General features: G+C 71.3%; 21 protein-coding genes. 11 read left to right on the top strand and 10 right to left on the bottom strand.

The window, feature by feature from the left end:
* Positions 1–153: 153 nt before the first annotated feature.
* Positions 154–1,068 (bottom strand): helix-turn-helix transcriptional regulator, encoded by a 915-nt coding sequence (locus tag ABIA35_RS45505; protein WP_370362162.1) that lies wholly within the window; start codon positions 1,066–1,068, stop codon positions 154–156.
* Positions 1,069–1,201: 133 nt separating this feature from the next.
* On the opposite strand from ABIA35_RS45505, the gene ABIA35_RS45500 reads away from it, so the two are divergent.
* Both ABIA35_RS45500 and ABIA35_RS45495 read left to right on the top strand, forming a co-directional pair.
* The gene (locus ABIA35_RS45500) at positions 1,202–2,107 is read left to right on the top strand and encodes an MBL fold metallo-hydrolase (RefSeq protein WP_370362161.1); all 906 of its coding nucleotides are present in this window, start codon (positions 1,202–1,204) and stop codon (positions 2,105–2,107) included.
* Between the two features lie 28 nt (positions 2,108–2,135).
* Positions 2,136–3,584 carry a carboxylesterase/lipase family protein gene (locus tag ABIA35_RS45495; protein ID WP_370362160.1) on the top strand — a complete coding sequence of 483 codons (1,449 nt, stop codon included), beginning with the start codon at positions 2,136–2,138 and terminating at the stop codon, positions 3,582–3,584.
* A gap of 37 nt (positions 3,585–3,621) precedes the next feature.
* Here the strand turns inward: ABIA35_RS45495 and ABIA35_RS45490 are convergent, their stop codons facing one another.
* Complete coding sequence (locus ABIA35_RS45490) at positions 3,622–4,896, bottom strand: ROK family protein (protein ID WP_370362159.1); 1,275 nt, start codon at positions 4,894–4,896, stop codon at positions 3,622–3,624.
* Between the two features lie 151 nt (positions 4,897–5,047).
* On the opposite strand from ABIA35_RS45490, the gene ABIA35_RS45485 reads away from it, so the two are divergent.
* Positions 5,048–7,648, top strand: a complete 2,601-nt coding sequence (locus tag ABIA35_RS45485) for a discoidin domain-containing protein (RefSeq protein ID WP_370362163.1) — start codon at positions 5,048–5,050, stop codon at positions 7,646–7,648.
* A gap of 73 nt (positions 7,649–7,721) precedes the next feature.
* On the opposite strand, the gene ABIA35_RS45480 is transcribed toward ABIA35_RS45485, so the two are convergent.
* The 4 genes from ABIA35_RS45480 to ABIA35_RS45465 all read right to left on the bottom strand — a co-directional run bounded on the left by ABIA35_RS45480 (position 7,722) and on the right by ABIA35_RS45465 (position 13,368).
* Entirely contained in the window at positions 7,722–8,738 is a 1,017-nt protein-coding gene (locus ABIA35_RS45480) for a carbohydrate-binding protein (protein WP_370362158.1), read from the bottom strand.
* 289 nt (positions 8,739–9,027) lie between these two features.
* Positions 9,028–10,191, bottom strand: coding sequence for a PucR family transcriptional regulator (locus ABIA35_RS45475; protein WP_370362157.1), 1,164 nt, complete (start codon positions 10,189–10,191; stop codon positions 9,028–9,030).
* 114 nt (positions 10,192–10,305) lie between these two features.
* Positions 10,306–12,828, bottom strand: coding sequence for a cell wall-binding repeat-containing protein (locus ABIA35_RS45470; protein ID WP_370362156.1), 2,523 nt, complete (start codon positions 12,826–12,828; stop codon positions 10,306–10,308).
* A gap of 258 nt (positions 12,829–13,086) precedes the next feature.
* Positions 13,087–13,368 (bottom strand): lipopolysaccharide assembly protein LapA domain-containing protein, encoded by a 282-nt coding sequence (locus ABIA35_RS45465; protein ID WP_370362155.1) that lies wholly within the window; start codon positions 13,366–13,368, stop codon positions 13,087–13,089.
* On the opposite strand from ABIA35_RS45465, the gene ABIA35_RS45460 reads away from it, so the two are divergent.
* From ABIA35_RS45460 to ABIA35_RS45435, 6 genes are all read left to right on the top strand, one after another.
* On the top strand, positions 13,361–13,495 hold the full coding sequence (locus tag ABIA35_RS45460) for a hypothetical protein (protein ID WP_370362154.1): 135 nt from the start codon (positions 13,361–13,363) through the stop codon (positions 13,493–13,495). The two genes, ABIA35_RS45465 and ABIA35_RS45460, sit on opposite strands and share 8 nt — an antisense overlap.
* A gap of 77 nt (positions 13,496–13,572) precedes the next feature.
* Positions 13,573–14,154 (top strand): ECF RNA polymerase sigma factor SigK, encoded by a 582-nt coding sequence (sigK, locus tag ABIA35_RS45455; protein WP_370362153.1) that lies wholly within the window; start codon positions 13,573–13,575, stop codon positions 14,152–14,154.
* Positions 14,151–14,903, top strand: coding sequence for an anti-sigma factor domain-containing protein (locus ABIA35_RS45450; RefSeq protein WP_370362152.1), 753 nt, complete (start codon positions 14,151–14,153; stop codon positions 14,901–14,903). The genes sigK and ABIA35_RS45450 overlap by 4 nt, the downstream gene beginning before the upstream one ends.
* Before the next feature lie 27 nt (positions 14,904–14,930).
* Positions 14,931–15,968, top strand: coding sequence for an ArsR/SmtB family transcription factor (locus tag ABIA35_RS45445; protein ID WP_370362151.1), 1,038 nt, complete (start codon positions 14,931–14,933; stop codon positions 15,966–15,968).
* Between the two features lie 79 nt (positions 15,969–16,047).
* Positions 16,048–17,757, top strand: coding sequence for an ABC transporter transmembrane domain-containing protein (locus tag ABIA35_RS45440; protein WP_370362150.1), 1,710 nt, complete (start codon positions 16,048–16,050; stop codon positions 17,755–17,757).
* A 32-nt stretch (positions 17,758–17,789) separates the two neighbouring features.
* Complete coding sequence (locus tag ABIA35_RS45435; protein ID WP_370362149.1) at positions 17,790–19,553, top strand: ABC transporter ATP-binding protein; 1,764 nt, start codon at positions 17,790–17,792, stop codon at positions 19,551–19,553.
* Between the two features lie 59 nt (positions 19,554–19,612).
* On the opposite strand, the gene ABIA35_RS45430 is transcribed toward ABIA35_RS45435, so the two are convergent.
* Positions 19,613–20,773: an FAD-dependent oxidoreductase gene (locus ABIA35_RS45430; RefSeq protein WP_370362148.1), complete on the bottom strand. Its 1,161-nt coding sequence runs from the start codon at positions 20,771–20,773 to the stop codon at positions 19,613–19,615.
* Between the two features lie 109 nt (positions 20,774–20,882).
* Here ABIA35_RS45430 and ABIA35_RS45425 point away from each other — a divergent pair, with 109 nt between their 5' ends.
* Both ABIA35_RS45425 and ABIA35_RS45420 read left to right on the top strand, forming a co-directional pair.
* Positions 20,883–21,569 (top strand): TetR/AcrR family transcriptional regulator, encoded by a 687-nt coding sequence (locus ABIA35_RS45425; protein WP_370362147.1) that lies wholly within the window; start codon positions 20,883–20,885, stop codon positions 21,567–21,569.
* 90 nt (positions 21,570–21,659) lie between these two features.
* Positions 21,660–22,136 (top strand): aminoglycoside phosphotransferase family protein, encoded by a 477-nt coding sequence (locus tag ABIA35_RS45420; RefSeq protein ID WP_370362146.1) that lies wholly within the window; start codon positions 21,660–21,662, stop codon positions 22,134–22,136.
* Positions 22,137–22,193: 57 nt separating this feature from the next.
* Here the strand turns inward: ABIA35_RS45420 and ABIA35_RS45415 are convergent, their stop codons facing one another.
* From ABIA35_RS45415 to ABIA35_RS45405, 3 genes are read right to left on the bottom strand one after another with little or no spacing between them, the layout of a single operon-like run.
* On the bottom strand, positions 22,194–23,426 hold the full coding sequence (locus tag ABIA35_RS45415; RefSeq protein WP_370362145.1) for an ROK family protein: 1,233 nt from the start codon (positions 23,424–23,426) through the stop codon (positions 22,194–22,196).
* Between the two features lie 51 nt (positions 23,427–23,477).
* Positions 23,478–24,527 (bottom strand): SIS domain-containing protein, encoded by a 1,050-nt coding sequence (locus ABIA35_RS45410; protein WP_370362144.1) that lies wholly within the window; start codon positions 24,525–24,527, stop codon positions 23,478–23,480.
* Between the two features lie 46 nt (positions 24,528–24,573).
* Positions 24,574–25,557: an ROK family protein gene (locus tag ABIA35_RS45405; protein WP_370362143.1), complete on the bottom strand. Its 984-nt coding sequence runs from the start codon at positions 25,555–25,557 to the stop codon at positions 24,574–24,576.
* Between the last annotated feature and the right edge of the window lie 40 nt (positions 25,558–25,597).

The raw sequence follows: 25,597 nt of genomic DNA, 5'->3' as shown, positions 1-25,597 counted from the left end.
CCAAACCTTCATCGTCCGAGCAGCACCGCTCCAGAGAACTCCCCTACAACGAGCCCCCTTCGCGTTCAGGACACACAGCCGTCAAAAAACGCCTGCGCCTGTCAACCCACAAACAAACCGCAGGCACTCCGCTCCGACGGCATCATCCTGCGACTACTCGGCATCGGGTTCGGGTGCGACCGGGACTGCGACCGGGACTGGGACTGGGACTGTCCCATTCGCATCCAAAGCCTGCCGAAGCAACGCCAGACCCGCCTCCGACGAGGAACCGGCGCGCGCCGTGCACACCACGAGGACCTGCTCCGGTGAGCGCATGAGGGCCAGCGACTGTTGGGTCACGGTCAGGGGTCCGATTGTCGGGTGGTGCAGGTCGTAGGACGTTGCGTCGCAGGGCGACACTCGGTGGTCCCGCCACAGGGCGACGAAGTCCGGGCTCTTCATCGTCAGCTCGCCGATCAGCTCTGCCAGCAGCAGGTCCTCCGGGTGCCGGCCCGCCATGGTGCGCAGGTTGCCCACTACGGCGCGCGCCTTGCGGTTCCAGTCCTGGTACAGCTCGCGGCAGTGTGGGTCGAGGAACAGCATCCGGCTCATGTTCGGGCGGCGGACTGGGTTGTGGGGAGCCAGGGGATCCAGGTGTCCGGCGAGGAGTGCGTGGCCCAGGCTGTTCCAGGCGAGCACGTCTGTGCGCCGGCCGAGGAGCAGTGCCGGGACACCGTCCATCGTGCGCATCAGGTCCCGGGTCTCCTCGGCGACCTTTTCCGGCCGGGGCCGGCGGATCCGGGTTGTGCGGCGTGAGGAGTCGGCGAGCCGGGTGAGGTGGTCGCGTTCGTGGTCGCCGAGTTGCAGGGCCCGCCCGATGGCGTCCAGCACCTCCCGCGAGGCGCCGCGCGACAGTCCTTGTTCGAGCCGGGTGTAGTAGGAGGGGCTGACGCCTGCCAGCTGCGCCAGCTCCTCTCGGCGCAGTCCGGCCACCCTGCGGGGCCCGAAGGTGGGCAGCCCGATGTCCTCCGGTCGGAGCTGAGCCCGGCGCGCCTGTAAGAAGTCGCCCAGTGGGCCGGGTCCGTCCATACGCACAGTGTGCAACGTGGCGAAGGACGCAGCCACTCCCTGACAGGGGTAGGACATGGCGGGACTGGTCGGCCCGGGTGACACCGCCCAAGCTCGGGGTACCTGCTCACGTTCCCGATCACCAAGGAAGACCATGGAACAGATCACCCTGGGCGATGTCACCGTCGACCGTGTCAAGGAGTACTACGGCTCAGTCGGGATGGCTCCTTCAGAGTTCTTCCCGGACGCCTCCGACGAGGCTTGGGGACGGCACCATCCCGTCCTGGCGCCGGACTTCTGGGACCCCGCGACGAACGAGTGCAACTCGGCCCTCCAGTCCTGGCTGCTTCGCAGCGAAGGGCGCACGATCCTCGTCGACACAGGGGTGGGCAACCACAAAGACCGGCCCTACGCGCCGGTCTGGAGCCGGCTGGACACCGACTACCTCGAAAACCTCGCGGCTGTCGGCGTCCGGCGCGAAGACGTCGACATCGTGGTCAACACCCACCTGCACATCGACCATGTCGGCTGGAACACCTACCTCGACGGCCGTACGTGGGTGCCGACCTTCCCGAACGCCACCTACCTCATGCCGCGGCGGGACTTCGACTTCTGGAACCCGGCCAACGGCCACGAACCACGTCTGGGCCGCGGCAACCAGAACGTGTTCGAGGACAGTGTCGCCCCTGTGCATCAGGCCGGGCTGGCCGAGCTGTGGGACGGCTCCTACCGGATCGACAAGAACCTGCGGCTGGAGTCGGCGCCCGGCCACACCCCGGGTTCATCGGTCCTGACGCTGGAGTCGGGTCCTGATCGTGCGCTCTTCGTCGGGGACATGGTGCACACCGTCCTGCAAATCATGGAACCGGACACGAACTCCTGCTTCTGCGAGGACCCGGTCCAGGCGCGGGCGACCAGGCACAAGCTGCTCGGCCGTGCCGCTGAGAGCAACGCTCTTGTCTTCCCCGCGCACCTGGCCGGCCACGGAGCGGCCGAGGTCGACAGGGACGGCTCGAAGTTCGCGATCAAGCAGTGGGCCGGATTCTCCCGCATCGCCTGAAGCGCCGAGATCGAAAGGAAGTGCTCCCATGTCCCAGCGCTCCCAGCGCTCATACCGTCTCGTCGAGACGCCTGCCGGCACCGTCCGCGGCCTGCGCGACCGATTCGGCGAGTGGTACCGGGCCATCCCGTATGCGATGGCACCGCAAGGCGCTCGACGCTTCGCCGCCCCGGTACCGCACCCCGGCTGGTCCGGAGTCAGGAACGCCACTGAACCCGCACCGACGGCACCGCAGCCCGCCCGCACCTTCGGCCGTCTCGACATGACGCCCTACTTCGGACCGGGATGGGTGCCGGGTGAGGAGTACCTGACCGTCGACATCCGCACCCCCGCGGCGGACGGCGAGAAGCGGCCGGTCATGGTCTTCGTGCACGGCGGCGGGTTCGTCAGCGGGTCCACCCGCGCCGCGCTGTACGACGGCGCGGCCTTCGCCCGCGACGGAGTCATCCTGGTGACGGTGAACTACCGGCTCGGCATTCCAGGATTCCTCGACCTTGCCGGAGCCCCGGCCAACCGCGGACTGCTCGATGTGCTCGCCGCGCTGCGCTGGGTGCGCGACACCATCTCCGCCTTCGGGGGCGACCCCGGCAACATCACCGTCTTCGGTCAGTCGGCGGGCGCGACGATCACCGGTGCACTGCTCGCGACACCGGAGGCGGCGGGCCTGTTCCGGCGCGCGATCGTCCAAAGCGGCAGCGGCACCGGCGCCTTCACCCCCGAGCAGGCCGAGCGGGTGACCGCGGCGGCGGCGAACGCGCTCGGCGTCCGGGCGACCGCTGAGCAGTTCGCCGCGGTCCCGGACGAGCGCCTCCTCGGCATTCTGCCGGAGCTGACCGGACTCGATTTACGCACGGCCACGGCCAGGGACCCGCTGCTCGGGTTGAGCCCGTTCAGCCTGGTCTTGCCGCTCCAGCCCGCCGACGGGCTGGCCGACGGACCAGCCGCCGAGGTCTCCGTGCTCATCGGCGCCAACACCGAGGAGGGGAATCTGTACCTCGTGCCCCAAGACAAGCTGGAGACCTCCACCGAAGCCGACGTCCTCGCGCTCGCCGCAGCCGGATACGCCGATCCCGACGCGGCGGTCGCTGACATCAAGGCAGCGCGCCCGAACGCGACTCCCGGTGAACTGCGCTCGGCACTTCTCGGTGAAGCACTGTTCGGCACCGGTACCACGCGCATGGCCGAGGCCCACGCCCGGATCTCGGGACGCCAGACACACCTCTACTCGTTCGCTCAGCGCTCGACGGCTCTAGACGGCCGACTCGGGGCCGCGCACGCAAGCGAGCTGCCTTACGTGTTCGACCTCGCCGAAAAGCCATGGCTGCACGGCGACAGCGGACTGCTCGGCCCGGACACGGCACCGGCCGGCCTCGCCGAGGCGATGCACGGAGCGTGGATCGCGTTCGCCCGCGACGGCGACCCCGGCTGGGACGCCTACGATCCGGAACACCCGGCTGTGAAGGTCTTCGGGGGCTGACGCACCAGGCTCAGGGGCCGCGCAGCCGACGGGTCGATCAAAGCTCGGGGCTTCTCCCGACAGTCCCGACAGGGTCCTGAAAAAGCGGCTCCAGAGCGAACTGTGCTCCGCCGCGGACCGTCGAGGTGTACCGGTACGTGGACGGCCGCACCTCACAGCGGCCCGTGGACGGAGCCAGGACCCGTTCGTCGATCGTTCGCTGTACCGGTTCGAGCAAGTAGTCGGCGAACTGGGTGAAGTAGCCCCCGAGTACGACGAGCTCGGGGTCGAACGCGTCGACCAGCAGTGCCACGCCGCGTCCCAGGCCGGCGGCGACCTCGCGGAGCGCGGTCAGTGTGCGCTCGTCGCCGGCCTCGGCGCGGCTGTGCAGTTCGGCCAGCCGCCGCTCCCGGTCGGTCAGCGGGTCCCGGACGGCGTCGCCGGAGTCGGTGGCGCGTTCCAGGAACGCTCCCAGGCCGACCATCGTCTCCCAGCACCCGACCCGGCCGCAGGGACAGGGGACGGGTTCGGGATTGATCGGCATGTGGCCGAATTCGCAGGCCCGACCCCGAGAACCCTGATACGGCTGCCCGCCGTTGTAGACGCCGCCGCCGACGCCGACCTCGCCGGTCACGTACAGCAGGTCGCGCACGCCGTCGCCGGCCACGGCCACGTACTCCGCCACCGTCGCGACGTGGGCGTCGTTGCGGATGGCGATCGGCGGGAGCGGGGTGTGCGGGCCGAGCCGTTCGCGCAGCGAGGCGACGATCGGGGCGTCGCGCCAGCCCAGGTTCACCGCGGTCGTGATCGATCCATCGGCCGCGTCGACGCCGCCGGGCGCCGCGATCGTCATCCCGACCGGGCGGATGCCCGCGGCGCGAGTCCGGGTGACCGCCTCGGTGGTGAGCTCGGCGACGATGGCGACCGTCCCGGCCGGACCCAGCGCCGGAACGTCGGCGGCGGCGCGCCGCTCGAAGACGGTCCTGCCGCGCAGATCCAGGGCGATGGCGGCGACATAGTCGACGTTGATCTCGACGCCGATTCCGCAGACGCGGCTTCCGTCCAGTTCCACCGCCAGACGCGGACGCCCGATCGCGCCCTCGCTGCGCCGCGGATCGCCCTCGCGGACCAGGCCGAGGTCCGTCAGCTCGTTCACCAGGGTGGAGACGGTCGCCTTCGGCAGACCGGTGTCCGCCGCGAGCTCGGTCCGGGAGCGCGGACCGTCGTCCCGCAAGCGCCGCAGGATCGACCCGAGGTTGCCGGGGCGGATCGAGGAACGGTCCGTGACCGGGGCGCGGGTGCGGGCGCCCGGGTCTTTCGGCGCTGCGGGCAAGGGGCTCTCCAAGGGGTCGCGTCGTCGCTTCCTGTCATACCACGGCTGGTGAAGCGGTGTATTGACAGTCGTCCGAGTTAGTTAGAACAATAGCCGAACTAAAGGTCCCGTGTCACATGCGCCACGGAAGGATCCCTTCACCGTGTTCCGAATCCCCCCGTCATCAGCTTCCGCATCACGCCCCCGAAGAGCGCTCGCCGCCGTCGCCGCCCTGGCCGCCACCGCCGCGATCACGGTCAGCCCGCTGACGGCCACGACCGCCTCCGCGACCCCGCCGAGCGCCACCTACAGCGTCACCGTCGACTCCACGGGCAGCTTCCCCTACCAGACCGACTCGCCGGCCAGCCCTTACATCGACAAAGACGGCACCTTCTACTTCCAGCAGTCGTACAACCAGTACGACGCCGCGACCACGCCCGACCACTATTGGCAGTTCTTCAGCGGCACCACGATGGACACCGCCACGGAGAACACCGCCATCAGCAACGCGGTCGACCCGAACAACCCCCAGGACAGCAACGCCAACACCGTCTGGCGCTGCCAGAACAGCCCCACCGGCCTCACCGCGACCCCGAGCTCGGGGTACCCGCTGGACGACTACTGCGACCTGATCGGCACCTGGGTCGACCCGGACACCGGCGACTGGTACGGCCTGGTGCACAACGAGTTCACCGGCCAGCCCTTCGGCGACGGCCTGCACTACGACTCGATCGACTGGGCCGTCTCCCGCGACCAGGGCAAGACCTGGAAGATCACGGGCCACGCGATCACGTCGCCGTACAGCACCACCCGCGGCGACACCACCGCTTTCCCGAACCAGTCCTACGACTACGGCGACGGCGACCCGCGCTTGTACGTGGACGCGGCATCAGGGTACTTCTACCTCTACTACACCTCGCGCATCGTCCCCAAGGGCGGCGCCGGAGGAAACACCGACAGCCTGGCGCACGTCGCCCGCGCGCCGATCAGCGGCAAGCTGGCGACCGGGACGTGGCAGAAGTGGTACGACGGCGCCTGGTCGCAGCCCGGGGTCGGCGGCCTGGAAAGCAACATGGTCCCGGTGACGTCCGCGAACGCCAACGGCTACACGCCTGTGGCGAACGACTACAACCCGGCCACCACCGGCACCACGGACCAGCAGATAGCCGCCGGGACGCTGCCGCCCAAGTCCGACCTGCTCACCATGAACATCGCCTACGACGCCTACCTGGGCCTGTACATCGGCGAGCCCGAGGTCAACGACCAGGACACCGGAGCACCCCAGCGGTTCTACGTCACCGACGACCTGGCGACGCAGAAGTGGTACCTCATCGGCGACACCGGCAGCAGCTACGCCACAGGGTCCTGGTACCGGTGGTTCCTCGACAACGTCAACAAGACGAGCTCCACGATCATCGGCAAGACGTTCCGCTCGTACTGCTCCACCAACTGCATGAACCTCGGCTCCGAGGCCACGATCACCATCGGCTCGACCGCACCCGCGGCCTCGCCGATCGACACCTCGAAGACCTACCTGATCGGCAGCGGCTCCGGACGGGTCCTGGCCCAGGTGTCCGGCGGTTCGGCGACGACCTCGGTGCCGGCCGCGACCGGTTCGGCCTTGCAGTCGTGGTCGTTCAAGGCCCTCGGTGACGGCTCCTTCGCCATCACCAATGCCGGCACCGGCCAGGCCCTGGGCGTCGACTCCAGCACCACCGCGGGCCGCGCGTGGGGCACGAAGCCGACCGCCGCGGCGCTCGGGGCGGGCGGCGCAACCGTCGGGCAGGAGTGGTTCGTCATCAAGAACGCGGCCGGCACCTTCCGCCTCGTCAACCGGTACAGCGGACTCATGCTGGCCATGTCCTCGGACACGTCCCGGCTCGCCGAGACGACCCCGCTGCGGAACTGGACGAACGCCACCGGCAACGCCGTCGGCGGGACCCGCACCGAGGCCGAGCAGACCCTGAACTTCACCCCGACCGGATCAGGGGTCGATATAGCCCAGGGCAAAGCGACCACCGCCTCGTCCACCGAGAACGCGAACTTCCCGGCGGCTTTCGCCACCGACGGCGACCCCGGCACGCGCTGGTCCAGCGCCTACAGCGATCCGCAGTGGCTCCAGGTCGACCTGGGCCAGTCCTACGCCATCACGCACGCGACGCTGAACTGGGAAGCCGCCTATGCCAAGGCGTATCAGATCCAGACCTCACCGGACGGCACGAACTGGACCACCGTCTATTCGACCACCACCGGCGCGGGCGGTACCGATGACCTCGCGATCACCGGCACGGGCAGATACATCCGCATGTACGGCACCGCCCGAGGCACCGGTTACGGCTACTCGCTATGGGGGTTCTCCGTCCAGGGCACCCCGACCTCCAGCGGACCGACCCTGCTTTCCCAGGGACGCCCGACCACGGCTTCGTCCATCCAGAGCACGATGTATCCGGCTGCCGCCGCCACCGACGGCGACCCCACGACCCGCTGGTCGAGTGCGCCGAGCGATCCGCAATGGCTCCAGGTCGACCTCGGCGCCACGCACACCCTCACCGCCGTCGATCTGAACTGGGAGACGGCCTTCGCGACGGCCTTCAAGATCCAGACCTCGAACGACGGCACCACCTGGACCACCGTCTACTCCACGACCAGCGGTACGGGCGGCGTCCAGAATCTGGCCGTGTCCGGAAGCGGGCGCTACGTCCGCATGCTCGGCACCACCCGCGCCACCGGGTACGGCTACTCGCTCTGGGAGTTCCCGGTCTACGGGACCTGATTCACCGTGCCGGGCGGGAGCGGTCCCGCCCGGCACGGCTGGACCCGGGTCGCGGTGGATCAGGAGCGGTGGATCAGGAGTCGTATACCGTCCAGTCGCTGTTGTTGGTCACGATGTGGAAGACCATCTTCGGGCACTTGTAGGACGACGGGTTCGGGCTGGCCGAGGGCTGCCAGGTGGAGTTGCCGGGCCCCGACGGCGCCCAGCCGGAGGCGGTGTCGACCTGGACGTTGCTGCTCTCGATGGTCTCCTTGGCCTTGGCCAGGTCGCCGCAGACGTAGGTGTTGCCGGTGCTGGGGTTGGTGCTGGAGTAGAACTCGAACATGTCCCAGCCGTAGGACAGGCCGCTCTGGTCCGTGCCGCTGCTGGTGAACAGGGTGTCCCAGGCTCCGGTGCGCACGTTGTACAGGTACGCGGTCCAGGTGTTGGTGGACTTGTTGGTCTGGACGTTCTTCTGCGTGTACGCGATCCGGCCGTTGACCGTCGTGGTGTAGTTGCTCAGGAAGCTGCTGTCGACGTCGACCTCGGCGCCGGGCGCGATCGAGTTGCACCAGTCCCACGCCCAGACCTGCGGCGTCGTGGTGGTGTGCACGGTGACGACCTCGATGCACGAGTTGTTGGCCGGCGTCATCGTCGGCGCGTAGAGCACGTCGGCGGAGTTCGACAACCGCAGGTTGGGATCAACGCTCTGCGTCGCCATGCCGCCGGGACCGCTGTTGGTGTTGGGGAACGTGCCCCACCAGTCGTGGAGCTGCGAAGCCTGCGGCGCTGCGGCGCCGGTGTCAGCGCCGGTGCCGACGTTGGCATCGGCGTGCTGGGCCGACGCGACGATGTCCTGGTGGGTGCTGCGGAAACCGGACGCGGCAGTGCCCGCGCGCTGTACGGCAGTGGTTCCGTACACCGCCCCGGCGACCTTGTTCCCGCTTAGCGGCGCGGTCGCGGACACCGGCGCGGTGCGGGCGGTGCCGGCGGTGTCCGACGGTCGGGCGTACGCGGGACCCGGCACGACGGTCGCGGCGCCGACGACGGCGACCACGCAGGCGGCGAGGAGTGCGCCGCGGGACCGTGGGGATCTGATGGAGACTCGCATTTCGCCTTCCAATCACGGTGTGGCGGACGAGAGCGCGGCGGATCGCATCACGACCGCGGACGAGGGTGGCGCACCGCGGCGGGCACCGGACATCGGCCCGCGCACGGCTGGTCTGCGGCATATCTCGCAGACCATTGACTCTGTGATAAGTGTGCGCAGCGCGGGGCGTTCGCGGTATAGACAGATGGCGGCAAAATACGGACTCTGATTCGACAGCTGCTCAAACGCCCGGCGAACGCCGCATCACCGGTCATGCCCGCCGGCGGCTCTTCAGCCGGCAATCGCAGCGTCAGTGCTCCAGCAGCGGAGCCATCGTCAGCGCGAGCTGCAACCGCAGCCGTCCGTGGCCGGTCCGCAGGTCGATGCCCGTCACCTGTTCTGCTTTGGCGATCCGGTAGTAAAGCGTCTGCCGGTGGATGTGCAGCGCGCGGGCGGCGAGCTGCGCGTTGCCGGCGTGATCGAAATAGACCTGAACCGTGTGCCGCAGCTCGGTATCCGGATGCTCGATCAGGCGGCGCACCGCGTCGTCGATGACCAGCGCGGCCAGATCGACGCGCGTGTCGGCGGCCAGCAACCGGTAGACGCCGAGCGCGTCCCACTCGGCGATCGGCCCGGCGTCCGGAACCGTCGCGGCCACTCGCGCGGCCACGCGTGCCTCCTGCCAACTGGCGCGCGCATCGAGCAGATCAGTGCGCGGGGCCCCGATTCCGGCAGCCAACGCCGGCCGCCACTCCGCCGCGAGGAGCTGCGCGTAGCGGGCCAGGAGCAGCGCCGCGATCTCCCGCGCCGAGCCCAGATCGTCACCGCGCCGCACCGGCACCAGGAGAACGGTCTGCCCGCCACTGGCCGACCGCAGCACCGGCCCCGGCGGCTGCCAGGGATCGATCGCCACCTCCCGCGGCGCACCGCCCCGCCACACCCCCGCGACCACCGCGACCACCGCATCGCCCCGCGCCAGGAACCCGCTGTCCCGGAGCCGATCGGCAGCGGCCGAACTACTCTCCCGATCGGCGGCCAGCAGATCGTCGACCACCGCCGCCTCGCTGCGCCGCTGCCGGCTCTGCCGCGCCAAACACACCGCCGCATGCTCAGCCAGCGCGACGGCCCGGACCACGACCGGATCCTCCAACGCCCGCGTCTCATCGAGCACCCAGATATAGCCGTACGTGACCCCTCGCCACCGCGCCGGCACACACAACCGCGACCGCACCCCGTTGACGTCATCGGCCGGAGTCCGCAACGGCTCATCACTGGTGGCGATCCCGAACTGCTCGAACCACGCCCGCACTTCAGAGGTGGACCGCCGCGACAGGATCGACGCCTCCCGCACCGGATCGATATCAGCCCGCTGCGCCCCGTGCGCGATGAGGTTGAAGTCCCGATCCTCCATCGTCACCGCGGCGTCGAACAACCGAGCCGCCTCATCAGCGATCTGCTGCAGCTCCGTCGACATGCGGTGAAGCATAATGACGCAGTCAGGATGCTGACAGAGTCAAGCGCTTCGGGTCGGCACGCCAGTCAGGTGCCCGGGGGGGTCCGGGCACCTGACAGCGTTCTGACTTCCGGGCTACTGCTGAACCGCCTGCGGCCGCCCGCCCGCCGTCGACCCGGACGGCCGCTTGGCGGCCGCGGCCTTCTGGGGCTCCGCCGCAAGGCGCACCGACAAGGGCACGACGCCACCGGGCTCCAGCGAGTCGATGGAGACGTGACCGGGAACGCCGATCACTCCGGCCCCCTGCAGGGCGATGGCATTCGGCAGCGCGGCCGGTCCGCCGAGCAGGTGCAGCGCGTAGAGGCTCGACGACTCACCGCTGAGGTAGTTCAGCAGGGCCGGGCTCATGCCGGAGGGGTTCGTGAGCAGGAGCGGGCCGCCGCGGTGGCCCACCATCGCGCCGCCGGACAGGGCGTCGGGCCAGCTCAGGCCGGTGGCGACCGCGGCGTCGGTCTCGCCGCTGAAGAAGGCCTGGGCGACCATCAGGGACGTGGCGTACCGGGTGCTGCCGGCCAGCGGCAGGCGGCTGATCTGGTTGGGCCAGCTCGGCATCTCGTGGTTCTGGTAGCCGGAGACCAGAGCCTTGTCCCCCGGGCCGCCCACGGTGATGAGCTGGGTACCGCCCGAGCCCGGGTTGGGGTTCAGGCCATTGAGGTACTTCGCGGTGTCGGCGGGCATCGTCGCGCCCTCGGTCAGCAGCACGGGCAGGCCCGTGGCCCCCGCCGACAGCGCGTCGGGGTAGTCCGCCCCGGTCGCGACGATGACCGTGCGCGGGTGCGGATCGACGACGCGCGCGATCGCCACCGCGGTGGCGTACCGGGTGCTGCCGGCCAGTCGCTCGACCTGGAAGTGCTTCGCCGCCAGCGCCTGGGCGACCGCAGGGGACAGCGCCGCCGTGCCGCCGAGCAGGTAGACCTTGCCGCCGGGCGCCAGAACCCGGCTGATCTCCGCCGCGACGCCGGCATTGAGCGACCCGGTCGGGGTGACCAGCAGCGGTGCGTTCTCGTGGACGGCCAGCGCCGAGCCGCCGAGCGCGTCGGCGAAGTTGTCGTCGCGGGCCAGCACGACCGCGCCGGCCTGGGTGCGCTTCGGGTCGGAGGTGTCGCCGTGGTTGGCGAAGTTCAGCTGGGACGCCGCGATCGCGGTCCCGTGCCGGTCGGGCCCCCACTCGCGCACGACGTGGGTGGTCGCCGGCGGTGCGGTCCAGGTGGGGTCGTCGGCGTCGGGGATGCTTCCCACCGCGGCACCGCCGCCGGCCGGGATCTCGACGATCTCGTTGAAGACAGGGTTCTCATAAGCGAGGTACCTGCCGTCGGGCGACCACGCCGGCTTGGTCGCGCCGTTCCGGTCCTGGGTGATCTGGGTCAGTCCGGTCCTGCCGTCGGCGCCGACGCTGAACAGCTGCGGGATGCCGTTGGCGTCGTTCCGGACGAAGACGATCTTCGTGCCGTCCGGGGAGTACGCGGCCTGCCCGGCGTTCGCGATCAGAAGCGTCGTGGTGCCGTTGGCGAACCGGTAGGTGTCCGGCGGACCGGTCACCTTGTCGCACTGGAGGATGATGTTGTAATTCGGTGCGATGCTCGGGAACTCGTCACCCTGGCAATTGACGTCGCTGGTCGACGCCGGTCCCAGCGGGAGGGTGTAGCCGTGCCCGGCCTGCGAGCCGTCGGTCGCGAAGGACACCAGACCGGTGTCGGGGGTGAACGCCACCATGAACGAGCCGTCCGGACTCACCGCGGGCTCGCTGAACAAGCTGGCACCCGCCGCCGACTCGCCCGAGACCGGCTGCCGGCCCGAGCCGTCACGACGAACGCTCGATATGTCCGGACCCGATGTCGACAACAGCCGGGTTCCCAGCGGCGTCCACGCGGTGCGGCCGGTGTCGCCGGCCCCCACGGACGCCGGCGGAACGATCCCCGAAGCCGGAAGCGGAACAGTCGCGATCTGGGTACCGCCGACACCGCTTCCCGGATTGGAGATGATCGCCTGGCCACGCCGGAACGTGATCGGTGCGATGCTGCCGGACGGGGCCGCCGGCGGCAGGCCGGTCGGCGCGCCGGCCGGTGCGGGGCCGGTTGCGTTGTACCGCACCAGACCCTGGACTGTCTGACCGGTGAAGCCGACCGCACGGAAATGGGCCTCGAACTGCGTCACAGCCCCGCCGCTCCAGGCCAGCTGGTCGATGGTGAAACTCCCCGTCTGGTACTCGGCACCGCCGTCGAGTTCCAGCACCGGACCAGGCCCGCCGGCGTAAGTGGCGTTGTTGTACGTCGTACCGGCCGCGAGCGGCGCACCGTTCTCGGCGCTCTCGAACATCACGGAGAACGTCCCGCCGCCCGGCAGACCACTGACATTCGCGGTGACCTCGGACGTCGAAGCGTTCTGCACGCCGTTCACGGCCACCGCCTGGCCCGGCGGCACGGCCAGTCCGGTCCAGTTCACCACCGGGTAGTCCGTGGGCGAGGACTCCACGGCGACCTCGGTCGCCGGCGGATCGCCCGCGGACGCCTTCGACGTGGCGGCCATGGCCGGCAACACCGAAGGTGCCAGAGCGGTGAGCGTCCCCACCGCGATTGCAGACAGACGTTGCGCGCGCATTCGCGCCCCTCCCCGGGTATGCGGTCCCCGATTGGACCGCACGCGATCCTACATTCGCGCATCGGCACATGGACGCTGGTATTCGGCCATCGTCCAGGGGCGAGATTCCGCCCCGCCATCTGCGAGATTCCACGCGGGCCGCGATCGCGACCATCGCCGGCGCCCGGCTTCCGAAACCACCATGATCTACCACGGCAGCCGCAGCAGCCTGAAGCCCGGCCGCGAGTGCGTCTTCGAGTTTTGCGAAGTCCTCGCCATTCATTCGGCCAGCCTGGCTACGTTCTGATTGACCTCGCCGACACTCATCGCCTCGACAGCGGGGATCTCCACGGTGTCGTTCACGCGGCCGTGGCCCAGGTCGGGAGTCATCGGCTCGATCACCGCGGCACGGCGCAACCGCACGATCCTGGCGCTCCCGATCCCGGCGGCCGTCACGCCGGCCGAGGCGGCGGACGCCAGCAGGGCCACCGCGCGGGGGAAGCGGCCGTGCCAGCCCAGGAAGCTCACTTGAACCGGTTGGGAGTTCTGGGCGATGAACACGATGAGCGCGACCGAGACGCCGATCGCGCCGCAGATCGCGATACCGGATTGGTCGGATTGGTCACCAATTCATCTGACTTCCGACATGCGCTCACCGGCAATCCAAGAAGCCCTCGGCGCCGAATAACGACTGTGAGGCGACATTCGGGAGAGCCGGCGCGACTGCACACCGCAGACGGCGTCGAGGACTGGAGACGACAGCCGATGCTTGGACGTACCAGTTCCAAGGACGCCGAGGCGCAGGCGACGCTGGAGTCGCACCTGCATCAGGTCGCCCTCGGGGACCGCGAGGCCTTCGACGAGGTCTACCGGCAGCTGGCCGGGCCCATCCTGGGCATGGCCCGCCGGGTCGTGCGCGATCCGGCGCAGGCCGAGGAGGTCGCGCAGGAGGTGCTGGTCGAGATCTGGCGCACCGCCAGCCGCTTCGACCCCGCTCGCGGGTCGGCGCGCGCCTGGGCCCTGACCATGGCGCACGCCCGGGCCGTGGACCGGGTCCGGTCCGCCGACGCCGCCGCCCGGCGTGACACCCGGGCCGCCGCGCTCATGGTCGAGATCCCGTTCGACGAGGTCGTCGAGACCGTCGAGGCGCAGCTGGACCGTCAGCGGGTCCGCCACTGCCTGGAGGCGCTGACGGAGTTGCAGCGTCAGTCCGTCACGCTGGCCTACTACGGGGGCTACACCTACGCGCAGGTCGCGCACCTGTTGAACACTCCGCTGGGCACTGTGAAGACCCGCCTGCGCGACGGTCTGGCCCGGCTCCGCGACTGCCTGGGGGTGGCGGCATGAGCACGATGAATCCCGACGTCCACTCGCTGACCGGCGCCTACGTGTGCCACGCGCTGGAACCGGCCGAACGCGCCGCCTTCGAGCGCCACCTGGCCCAGTGCCCGGTCTGCACCGCGGAAGTGGCCGAGTTGCTGGAGACCACGGCGCTGCTGGCCTGGGCCGCCGCCGAGCCCCCGCCGGCCCGGCTGAAGAGCGCGGTCGACGCCCGGATCGCGACCACCCGGCAGATCCCGCCGATCATCGCCCACGTCCCGGTGCCGCACACCATCGCCCGGCCGCGGCGGCGCTGGTTCACCGTCGCCGGCTGGGGCCTGGCCACCGGTCTGGCCGCGGCCGCCGCGGTGCTCGGCGTCCAGGTGGGCGACCAGCAGCACCACGTCGACCAGGCCAACCAGCACGCCACCGCGATCTCCGCGCTGCTGTCCGCCCCGGACGCCCGCAGCGACAGCGTGGCCGTACGTACCGGCGGAACCGGCACGGTCCTGGTGTCGCGCTCCCACGACGAGGCCGCGATCACCATCACCGGACTCGCCAAGCTCTCGCCCGGCCAGGCCTATCAGCTGTGGATGATGGGACCGTCCGGCACCCGCTCCGGCGGCCTGCTGGCCCCGGGAGCGGACGGCACGCACGGGGCGGTCCTGGCCCACGGTCTGGGCGACGCGCAGACCATCGGGCTCACCGTCGAGCCGTCCGGCGGATCGACTCAGCCCACGACTGTTCCGGTCATGCTGTTGCCGATGCCGGCGTGATCTCTTCAAAGGGACATCATTGGTTCCATGATCCGCATTCACCTGGATCCGGCGACGCTGGCGCGCACCCGGATCGCGACCAGCCCGCTGGCCGAGGCGGTCTCCGCGCTGCAGATGGTCCAGCGGAGCGGGCCGCGCGCCCCGTGGCCTTACACCGCTTGGTCGGAGCAGGCGTGGAGGGTGTTGCAGACGGAGGAAGGGCTGGCGCCGTTGGGGGTGTACGGCCTGTTGCAGGAGTGGCAGAAACACGGGCCGACGCCGGACTTCTTCGAGCCGGTGCCCGAGACGCCGCGCGCCGAACTGGCCGACGAACTCGAAGCGCTGCGGCGCACGCCGGCGACGGTGGTCGGCGAGCAGTTCGCCCGCCACTTCCCACCGGACCCGCGCAACCTGCCCGAGCCGCTGCGCCCCTTACACGACGATCACGTCTCGGCCCTCGGCGCACTCGCCGACGCGCTCGACCGGTTCTGGCGCCTGACGTTGGAACCGGTGTGGCCCAGGATGCGCGCCGCCCTGGACGAGGAGGTGCTGCTGCGGGCCCGCTCGCTGGCGTCCTACGGCCCCGAGTCCGTGATCGCGGGCCTGGGCGGACGCACCGTGTGGGAGGAGCCGGTGCTCTCGCTGCCGAAGCGGAAGGTTTCGAAGATCGACACCGTCGACCAGCGCCTGGTGCTGGTGCCGCTGGTCTTCGCGCAGGAGCGGGTCTCCTGCTCCACCGATCATTCGCGCATCGTGCGGGTGAGCTACCAGGCGCGGGGTGCGGCGCTGCTGGCCGGGGGCGCGGCGGCGCCGGCCGGCGCCGAGCCGGATCGGCTGGTCCCCCTGGTCGGGTCACGGCGCGCCGCGGTGCTGCGGGCGCTGGAGGCCCCCATGACCACGAGTGCGCTGGCCACGCGGCTGGCATTGGCTCCCAGCACCGTCTCGGAACAGTTGGCGGCGCTCGTGGAGTCCGGAGTCGCTCGGCGGACGCGATCGGGTCGGCAGGTCTTCTACGAGCTGGAGCCCGCCGGAGAGGTGCTGCTCGCCCTGTTCCAGGCGGCCGGCACACCGCCGCCGGCCGCATGATTCGGTGACGCCGAATCCATGGAGCCCTTGAGCCGAGGGTGCATACCGTGGCGCCGTTCCGCTGAGAAAGGGCGCCACTATGACAGAGTCCATATCCGCGCACGCCGCCGGCATTCCGCTGCCGCGCGACGTCCTGCGCACCGTGCTGCGAAGGCAGGCACGGTCTTTGACGATCGCGGCCGCGGCTTCCTGCGTCCACCAGGCCTGTGAGGCCCTGGTACCGCTGGCCATCGGCCTGGCCGTTCAGGACGCGGTGGCCGGCGGGCACCTGTCCGACACCGTGTCGGCCGTCGCGGGCGTCCTCGGGCTGTTCGCCGTACTGGCGGCCGGCGGGGGAATCGCGTTCTACCTCAACGCCAGCAGCGTGTTGCGGGAGGCACACCGGCTGCGGACCGATGCCACGGCCCGCCTGCTGGCCGACCGCTCGGCCGGGGCCGGACGCACCGCCGGGGAGTGGGCCTCGGTCCTCACCTCCGACGCCACCGCGACCGCGCAGGCCGCGCGCGCCCGCTCGAACGTGCTGTCCGGGGCCGTGGGCCTGGCCGTCACCGCGCTGGTCCTGCTGGACATCGACCCCTGGCTGGGCCTGGGCACGCTGGTGACGGTGCCGCCGCTGATCCTCGGCATCGAGGCGATCAGCCCCCGGTTGGAGGCGCGGCTGCGCGAGCGTTCGCAGGCCGCCGGGCTGGCGGCGGCGCTGGCCGCGGAGCTGGTTCGGGCCCTGGCTCCCCTGCGGGCCTTCGGCGGGACCGGCGAGGCGCTGCGCCGCTACCGGGCTGCCACCGCGCGGTGCCTGGACGCCGACCTGGCCGCGGCGTCGGCGAACGCGGTGGTCGCGGGGGTCGGCCTGGTCGCGACGGCGGGTGTGACGGTGGCGATCGCCGCGGCGGCGGGGTGGATGGCCTTCGCCGGACGGATCGACGTCGGGCAGTTCGTGACCGTGGTGGCGATGGCGTCCTTCGTCGGCGATCCGGTCAGCAGGGTCGCCTTCGGGGTCCAGCAGCTCACCGCCGCCCGGGCGAGCGCGGCTCGCATCGCTCCGCTGCTCGGATCCGTCTCCGGCAGCGGCGACCGTACCGAACCGGACGCCCGACCCGGCCCGGATGAATCACCTCTGGGGCCTGTTATCCTCAGCCAGATGTCGGCCGGCCCGATCCGGGCCCTGACACTACGCCTCGATCCCGGCACGGTCCTGGGCATGGTGGCCCTGGATCCGGCGGCGGCCACGGCGCTTCTGGCGATCCTGACCGGACAGTCGGCACCGGCCGCCGGCACCGCATGCTGGGGCGACACGCCGTTGCACGCTGTCGCCCCGTACGAGCTGCGTTCCCACCTCCTCGTGGTCCCGCACGAGATCCACCTGCTCGGTCCCACTCTGACGGAGGCCCTGAATACCGGACGCGGCACCGATGCGGCACAGCTGCGAACCGCGCTGACCGCCGCGAGTGCGACAGGGCTGCCGGAGCAGCTGAGCGAGGCCGGCACCAACCTCTCCGGCGGTCAGCGTCAGCGGGTCGCCCTGGCCCGCGCCCTGGCCGCGGAGCCCGCCGTCCTGGTGCTCAGCGACCCGCTCACAGCCCTGGACGCGGTGACCGAGGACCAAGTGGCCGCCGGCCTGACCGCCGCCCGCCGGGCCCACGGCGGGGCGACCCTGGTCATCACCACCTCCCCTCCCCTGCTCTCCCGATGCGACCACGTGCTGTTCATCGACGCCGAAGGCACCGTGCTGGACGCCACCCACGCCGAGCTCATGGCCGAGCCGGGCTACGCCGCGGCGGTGCTTCGGTGAGTACTGCGATGAGTGCTGCGGTGAGTGGTGCGATGAGGGCACTGCCGGTGGCCGGCGGGCGGCGGACCCTGGCCACGATGGTGCGTCTGGCGCGACGCCATCCGCGCGACTGCGCGGCGACCGCGGCGTGGACCGTCAGCGCCGCGACGGCGACCGTGTGCGCGCCGCTGATCCTCGGCGCGCTGGTCGACGCGGTCGGCAGCCGGCACCGCGACCAGGTGATACCGCTGGTCGCCCTGCTCGCCGTGGTCACGGTCGGCGCGGCGGTCCTGAGCGCGCTGGCTCAGCGGGCGATCGTCGCGCTCGCCGCGCGGATCACCGCCGTGCTGCGCGAGCAGATCGTGGACCGGGTCCTGGCCCTGGACCCGACCGTCGTGCACGGCGCCGGAAGCGGGGACGTCACCTCGCGGGTGACCGAGGACATGGAGATCTTCTCCGAGGCGGCACCGCTGCTGGCCGAGGTCTTCGCCGCCGCGGTGACCGTCGCCGTGGCACTGGTCGGCTTCAGCTCGCTGGACTGGCGCCTGGCGGCCACCTTCGCCATCGTCTTCCCGGTCTACGCGATCAGCCTGCGCGGCTACCTGCCGAAGGCCGGTGTGCGCTACGCCGCCGAACGCCGCGCCGCCGCCGCTCGCACGCAGACGATCCTGGAGTCGCTGCACGGAACCGCGACCGTCGAGGCCTTCACCATGGCCCCGCTGCAATCCGGCCGCGTCGCCGGCGCCTGCGCCCACGCCACCGAGGCTGGAATCAGTGCTCTGCGTCTGTCGCTGTGGCTCACCAAGACGATGAACGGCGCCGAGGCCCTGGGCCTGTCGGCGATCCTGCTCACCGGCTCCCTGCTGGTGCACGACCACGCGATCGCCGTCGGCGCCGTGGCCGCCGCGGCGCTGCTCTTCCACCGGCTGTTCGACCCGCTCGGCACCCTGCTGGGCTCCTTCGACGACGTCCAGCGGGCCGGCGCCGCGATGGCCCGCGTGGTCGGCGTCGCCGTGATGCCGGCGAAGCAGCCGGCGCCCGTGCGCGCGCCTTCGGGCGCCGTCGCGATCGAGGTGCGCGGCGTGCGCCACAGCTACGACGGCGAGACCGACGTCCTGGGGCCCCTGGACCTCACCGTGCCGGCCGGCACATCGGTCGCCGTGGTCGGTGCCAGCGGCGCGGGCAAGTCCACGTTCGCCGCGATCGTCGCCGGCCTGCTGCCGCAGACAGCCGGCACGACCGTGCTGCGCGACGCGGACGGGGCCCTACCGTGCGCCGACCTCGGCGAAGCCGGCCGCTCCCGCTGGATCGGCATGGCCTCGCAGGACACGCATGTCTTCGCCGGAACCCTGCGCGAGGACGTGACGCTGGCCGTGCCCGACGCCGACGACCAACGGATCAGCGCGGCCCTGGCCGCCGTCGGTGCCCGCTGGGCCGCCGCCCTCCCGGATGGTCTTGACACCCGGGTCGGCCCCGACGGCCTGCAGCTGGATGCCGCCCAGGCCCAGCAGCTCGCACTGGCCCGCATCGTGCTGGCCGACCCGCCGGCGGTGATCCTGGACGAAGCCAGCGCCGAGGCCGGCAGCGCGCACGCCGGCGAGCTGGAGGCGGCGGCCACCGCGCTCGTGCGCGGACGTACGGCGCTCGTGGTCGCGCACCGGCTTTCGCAGGCTCGCGCGTGCGACCGCGTCGTCGTCCTGGAGGAGGGCCGGGTCATCGAGGAAGGCACTCACGAGGAACTGGTGGCCCGCGCGGGCCGGTACGCGATGCTGTGGAGCGCTTGGACGATGCGGACTCATGCCCCGACCGGACGATGAAGCGTGCTGGAGGCCGGCGAGAGCTTGACGCGGCGTCGTCGTAGGCGCACGACTGCCGATCACATGTCTGGTTCGCTTCCGGTCATCAGGGCGAGCACGCTGTGCGGGGCCTGGTCGTCGATCATGATCGTGTAGAACCCGTCGTCGTGCGCTTCCACAGCGGCGGCCCGGGCGAACATGGCTTGTTCGTGTGCGGCGAGCGCGGCCTCCGCATCGCCGGGGTGCGCGGCGAGGGCGCGGCCGAGTTCGGCTCCGTCCAGCATGGCCAGGTTGGCGCCTTCGCCGTTCGGTGCCCGCAGGTGGGCGGCATCGCCGAGCAGGGTCACCCCGGGCGCGCGGTCCCAGCGGTGCCCGGCCGGCAGGGTGAAGATGGGGCGCAGCACCGGCGGTGTGTCGCTGTCGGTGATCAGGGCGGTGAGTGCGGGAGCCCACCCGTCGAACTCCTTGGCAACCCGCGCCGTGAGGGCTGCGGCGGCGGTGGCATTGGTGGCGTCGGTGGTGTCAGTGGCATCGACGTCACCGAACCACTCCTGCCGCACCTTCAGCTGCGCGTACGCGTGCAGGGTTCCGCCGCCTTCACGGTGGGCCAGCAGTCCCCTGCCCGGTGCGAGCGCGAACAGCGAGCCGGCTCCGACCGCCTCGGCGGAAGCGCGGTGGAGGGCATCCGCCTCGAAGAGGAACGTCTCCACGCCGCAGACGCCGAAATACTCAGGAGCGGCCGTCGAAAGCAGCGGTCGTACCCGCGACCAGGCTCCGTCGGCACCGATGAGCAGGTCTGCGACAGTGGCGGTGCCGCCGGCGAAGTCGACCTGGTGGCGGCCGTCGCCCAACGCCCGCACGGCCGTGACCTTGCGGCCCCAACGGACCGTGCCGGCGGGCAGGGAGTCCAGGAGCATCTGCCGCAGCTCGCCGCGCGGTGCCTCCGGGCGTTCGCCGGTTCCCTCGTCAGGCAGATCGAGCAGCACGTTCCCCGCGTGATCCATGACCCGGTACGCCTCACGGCCCGGGAGGATCAGCTTCCGGTACTCCTCGGTCAGCCCGGCCGTTTCCACAGCGGCCTGCCCGCTGCCGGGGTGCAGGTCGAGCAGGCCGCCCTGGCGGCGGGAGTCCGGTGCGGGCTCGGCCTCGTAGACCGTGGCCGGGATGCCGTGCACGTGCAGTACCCGGGCCAGCGTCAGGCCGCCCAGACCTGCTCCGATGATCGTGACAGGCGTCGTCATGGTGTCCTCCACAGCCGGCGTGCCGGCGCCCCGGCGCCCCATTGGATCGCCGCTCCAATCACGCTAACACGAAGTTGGATCGCCGCTCCATCCATGCAATCCTGGGGCCATGGCGAAGGAAGCAGCGAAGGGATCCACGCGGGCGCCGCGACGAACGGACAGCCTGTCCAGGGAGCTGATCATCCAGACCGCGATCGAGATGCTGGACGCAGGCGGCGAGAAGGCCCTGACACTGCGCGCACTCACCCTGCGCCTGAGCACCGGCTACGGGGCGATCTACCACCACGTCGCGGACAAGGGCGATCTGCTGGCGACCGCGGCCGACGAGGTCATCGCGGGCGTGCTGTCCGGCGTGGTCGCCGACGCGGACCCGCGAACAGCTCTGCGCCACCTCGCCCTCGGCCTGTTCGACGCGATCGACGCCCACCCCTGGGCCGCCACAGAATTCTCCCGCCAACCATGGCGCCCCGCACTGCTGGACTTCTACGAGGGCATCGGCCGCCTGCTCGACGATCTCGGCGTTCCGGAGAAAGCGCGCTTCGACGCGGCGGGCACCCTCGTGAACTACGTCCTCGGCGTCGCCGCACAGAACGCAGCGAACGCACGGCTCCGGTCAGGCACCGACACGGACCGGGAAACCTTCCTGAAGAACGCCGCCGCGCAATGGGCCCAGATCGACCCGGCCCGGTACCCGTTCGTACACGCGGCGGCGACACAGTTGGCCGAACACGACGACCGCGAGCAGTTCCTGGTCGGGGTGGACATCTTTCTCGTCGGCATCTCAGCCCTGCGCTAACAGATGTGTTCGGCAGCGCCTGCTCGGCGCGGCCTGCACGGAGCGCGATAACCCGTTGCGTCCCGGTGGCCGCTTCGCCGCCTTTGCCTGGTGACAGCACACGTCTCGGCGACCCGCTGGTCGACCACGACGGCCGGAGTCGTGGCAGACGAGGTGGTCTGCCATGGCGACTTCGGTCCCTGGAACGTCGTGTGGAGCGGTGACCGGCCGATCGGGATCATCGATTGGGACCACGCCCGTCCGGCGCCGCGCCGGCATGATGTCGCCTACGCCCTCGAATACGTCGCCCCGTTCCGCGACGATGCCGAGTGCCTGCGCTGGCTGCGTTACGCCGAGCCGCCCGACCGGCGCCGCCGCCTTGAGCTGTTCGCCGGCGCATACGGTCTCACGGACACCGCGGGCCTGGTCGATGCCGTCATCGCCGTTCAGGAACAGGATGTCGACGCTGTTCGGCGGCTGGCCGAGCAGGGCCACGAGCCGCAGGCCGCGTGGGTTGCCGACGGGCATCTGGACGAGCTTCGAGCCCGGGTCGCGTGGAGCCGGGCCAACCGGCACCTGGTGGACTGACGGCTCCGCCGGTCTCGCGTCGGCGGCCTCGGTCCTTCCCGTGGCCGCCCGCCGTTACTACGCAGCCGTCTCTTGCAAGTTCTGCCACGCCTCGAAGACCCGCTCCCGCGCCACGTCCACCGCGGCCGCCACCGCCCCGTGCAGCACCGCCCCGGGGCCGAGTGTCGAGGCCGCCAGCTCGATCCGCAGCGGAGTGACCGTCGCCAGTGCCTCGCGCGTCAGCGGAAGCAGCAGGTCGGCGTTCTTTCCGACGCCGCCGCCGAGGATCACCAGATCCGGGTCGATGACGGCCGCCACCGCCGCGATGCCGTGCGCCAGGCGTTTCGCTTCCTCCGCCACGACGGCGCGGGCCAGGTCGTCGCCGGCGCGGGCGGCGTCGAAGACCTGCTTCGCGGTGGAGACGTCGGCCACGCCCGCTGCGCGCGCCATCGCCACCACCGCATCCGCGGCGGCGGCGTGTTCCAGGAGACCGCGGCGTTCCTCGCGGCCACCGGCCGGCGTGCCCGGAGTGTGCGGCGCCCCCGGCGTGCCCGGCGTGCCCGGCGTGCCCCAGGGCAGATAGCCGAGCTCCCCGGCGGCACCGTGGGCACCGGGAAAGAGTTCGCCGTCGATGACGATGCCGCCGCCGACGCCGGTGCCCACCATGACGTACACGAACACCTTCCGGCCCTGGCCGGCGCCGGCCGCGTATTCGCCGAGCGCCGCGAGGTTCGCGTCGTTGCGCAGCGACAAGCCGGTGCCCAGTTCGGCCTGCAGCCGGTCGGCGACGCCTGGTTCGCCCCAGCCCGGGAGGTTCACCGCGTAGCGGACGGAGTGGGAGTCCGTGTCCACGACCCCGGGGCTGCCGACGACCGCGTGCAGCACGCTGTCCATGGCCACTCCCGCCTCGGCGGCGACCTTGCGGGCCACCGCCGCGACCGCGGCGACCATGCCGTCGGCGTCCTGGGCCGCGTTCGGTGAGTCGTGGCGGCCCACGATCAGCCCGTCCAGGTCGGCCAGCGCGACACGGATCCAGCTCCGGCCGATGTCCACGCCCAGCGCGAACGCGGCGCCCGGATGGGCCTCGTAGAGCACCGGCGAGCGGCCCCGTCCGGCGGCCGCGACTTTGCCGAGCTCGCGGACCAGGCCGGCCGAACTCAGGCGGTTCAGCGCGGTCGACACGGTGGGCTTGGACAATCCGGTGGTGCGGGCCAGTTCGGCCCGGGAGGTGGCGCCGCCCGCACGCAGCAGGTCGAGCAGGAGACGCTCGTTGTTGGTTCGCAGGACACTGCGGTTCCAGGCGGCTTCCACGGCGGTGAGGTCTTCTTCCTGTCGGCGGTCTTCCTGTCGGTGGCGGCAGCCCTACCTGGTCAGCGTGACCTTGGCCAGACCTGCCGGCCGGTCCGGGTCGACGCCGAGGGCTTCGGAGGTCGCCAGGGCCAGTTGCTGGCCCCTGACTGTCGCCAGGAGACACTCCAGGAGGTTGCCGGTGGCGGGCCAGGACAGGTCGGCTTCCGGGGCCGTGCCGGCCAGCAGGACCGGGGCACCGCGCTGAGCCAGTGCCGCGCGGAGGTCGAGCGTGTCCGCGTCCGCCGGGCCGGAGCCCGCGAGCAGCAGGCCCGGGGAATCCGGCCCGCAGACGGCGATGGGTCCGTGCCGGAAGTCCGCCGTGGAGAAGCCGTGCGCCATCAGGCCCGTGGTCTCCTGCAGCTTCAGCGCACCTTCCAAAGCCGCCGGGTAACACGCACCGCGCCCGACCACGGCGAGCCGGTCATGCGCCGCGAGCACCTGCGCGGCCCGCGCCGGCGCTTCGGTGTCGCCCAGGACGCCGGCCACGGCTTCGGGCAGGACCTCGACCTGGCTCGTCGTCAGACCGCCCAGGCCCAGGCCCGACGCGATCGCCAGGACCGCCAGCATCTGGGCGGTGACCGTCTTCGTGGCGGGCACGGCCAGCTCCGCACCGGCGTTCAGTGCGATGGTGAGGTGGGAGGCATCGGCGAGGTCGGAATCAGGGTCGTTCGTCACCGCGACGACCCGGGCGCCCGCGGCGGCGTGGCGTCGGGCCAGGTCGACGATTTCCGGCGTCCGTCCGGACTGCGAGAGGGCTACCAGCAGCCAACTGTCGAAACCCGTGGGGTCGTTGCCGTACGCCGTCGCCAGGCTCGGCGCGATCAGGCAGGTGGGCAGGCCGGTCTGCAACTCCACCGCGTAGCGGCCCAACAGCGCGGCATGGTCTGAGGATCCGCGTGCCAGGAACGCCACGCCGAGCGGGGCCGTGCTCCGGTTCAGGTTGGCGACCTGCGCGGTCAGCATCGGCCAGCGAGCGGCGAGCGCCGCCAGCACCTGGGGCTGTTCCGCCATCTCGGCGCGCATCTGGCTGCCGGGACGAGTGGCTGGGGACGAGACGGACATGAGAGGACTCCAAGGTCTAGATCACCAAGGTCTGGGTCACGAAGGGCTATGGCTGTGGGCTGTGCCGGCGCAGGCTGTCCAAGGCCAGATCCACCGCTCCGTGGAGTGCGGCGTCCTGGGAGAAGCGGGCCGCCCGGAGTTCGGGCGGGAACGGGACGGCACCGGAGAGCAGGCGTTCCAAGGCGGGAAGGATCACGTCGGCGGCGTTCATCAGGCCGCCGCCGAGGACGATCCGGGACGGGTCGACGAGAACCGTCATGGTGGCCAGCGCCGTCGCCAGGATGCCCAAGGTCCGCTGGGCCAGTTCCCGGGCCGCGGGCTCGGCGCTTCGGAAGAGGGCAGCCGCGCCGACTGGTGCTCCCAGCAGTTCCTCGGCGCGCTCGGCGAGGTACCTGCCGCCGATGATCTCCTCAAGCGGTGCGCGCCCGGCGGCTACCGCATCCTGCGGCGCGATGCCGGGGTTCAGGTAGCCGATCTCTCCGGCGGCCTGGTTGGCGCCGGGCACGACTCGTCCGCCGAAGGTGACCGCGGCGGCGATCCCCGTGCCGAGGTTGACGTACAGCCCGGGGTCCGCGTCACGCAGGGCGCCGCGCCGCAGTTCGGCCAGGGCTCCGGCCCGCACGTCGTTGGCGACCGGGACCGCCGGGACGCTCAGTTCCTCGGCGAGCCGCGAGCTCAGGTCCAGATCCTCCCAGCCGGGCAGGTTGGGCGTGAGCAGGATCCGACGGGGCTGGATGATGCCCGGCGCCACCGCCGCGTGCGCCGCGACCGGGGCGCCGAAGCGGTCCTCGGCTTCGGCGGCCAGCGTGCGTGCGGTATCGGCGGCACGCGCGATGGTCTGGTCCGGCCCGCGCTCGGCCCGGGTTTCCAGCCGCTGCCGGGCCAGGATGGCGCCCTTCGGGTCGGCGAGGGCGACTTCGGTCTTGGTGCCGCCGAAGTCGATGGCCATCACGGTGAACGCCGGGCCGTGATCGCCGGCGCCGGGCGTCTGGTCGTGGTGGTCGAGAAGGGACGAACTGCTCTGCTGCATCAGGGGTTTCCTCTTGCGCGGGCCCGGCCGATCACAGTGT

Origin of the sequence: Catenulispora sp. MAP12-49 (assembly GCF_041262705.1) — a bacterium.
In the GTDB taxonomy this organism is placed as follows: domain Bacteria; phylum Actinomycetota; class Actinomycetes; order Streptomycetales; family Catenulisporaceae; genus Catenulispora.
Note: the sequence above shows the minus strand (reverse complement) of the source record. Positions and strands in the feature narration are given on the sequence as shown.

Bases quoted from the DNA above. Each gene is read 5' to 3' on its own strand.
- ABIA35_RS45480 (WP_370362158.1), bottom strand. From the start codon at position 8,738: ATGCGAGTCTCCATCAGATCCCCACGGTCCCGCGGCGCACTCCTCGCC.
- ABIA35_RS45505 (WP_370362162.1), bottom strand. From the start codon at position 1,068: ATGGACGGACCCGGCCCACTGGGCGACTTCTTACAGGCGCGCCGGGCT.
- ABIA35_RS45425 (WP_370362147.1), top strand. From the start codon at position 20,883: ATGGCGAAGGAAGCAGCGAAGGGATCCACGCGGGCGCCGCGACGAACG.
- sigK (WP_370362153.1), top strand. From the start codon at position 13,573: ATGCTTGGACGTACCAGTTCCAAGGACGCCGAGGCGCAGGCGACGCTG.
- ABIA35_RS45445 (WP_370362151.1), top strand. From the start codon at position 14,931: ATGATCCGCATTCACCTGGATCCGGCGACGCTGGCGCGCACCCGGATC.
- ABIA35_RS45475 (WP_370362157.1), bottom strand. From the start codon at position 10,191: ATGTCGACGGAGCTGCAGCAGATCGCTGATGAGGCGGCTCGGTTGTTC.
- ABIA35_RS45440 (WP_370362150.1), top strand. From the start codon at position 16,048: ATGACAGAGTCCATATCCGCGCACGCCGCCGGCATTCCGCTGCCGCGC.
- ABIA35_RS45500 (WP_370362161.1), top strand. From the start codon at position 1,202: ATGGAACAGATCACCCTGGGCGATGTCACCGTCGACCGTGTCAAGGAG.
- ABIA35_RS45405 (WP_370362143.1), bottom strand. From the start codon at position 25,557: ATGCAGCAGAGCAGTTCGTCCCTTCTCGACCACCACGACCAGACGCCC.
- ABIA35_RS45430 (WP_370362148.1), bottom strand. From the start codon at position 20,773: ATGACGACGCCTGTCACGATCATCGGAGCAGGTCTGGGCGGCCTGACG.
- ABIA35_RS45495 (WP_370362160.1), top strand. From the start codon at position 2,136: ATGTCCCAGCGCTCCCAGCGCTCATACCGTCTCGTCGAGACGCCTGCC.
- ABIA35_RS45470 (WP_370362156.1), bottom strand. From the start codon at position 12,828: ATGCGCGCGCAACGTCTGTCTGCAATCGCGGTGGGGACGCTCACCGCT.
- ABIA35_RS45460 (WP_370362154.1), top strand. From the start codon at position 13,361: ATGAACACGATGAGCGCGACCGAGACGCCGATCGCGCCGCAGATCGCG.
- ABIA35_RS45450 (WP_370362152.1), top strand. From the start codon at position 14,151: ATGAGCACGATGAATCCCGACGTCCACTCGCTGACCGGCGCCTACGTG.
- ABIA35_RS45410 (WP_370362144.1), bottom strand. From the start codon at position 24,527: ATGTCCGTCTCGTCCCCAGCCACTCGTCCCGGCAGCCAGATGCGCGCC.
- ABIA35_RS45435 (WP_370362149.1), top strand. From the start codon at position 17,790: ATGAGGGCACTGCCGGTGGCCGGCGGGCGGCGGACCCTGGCCACGATG.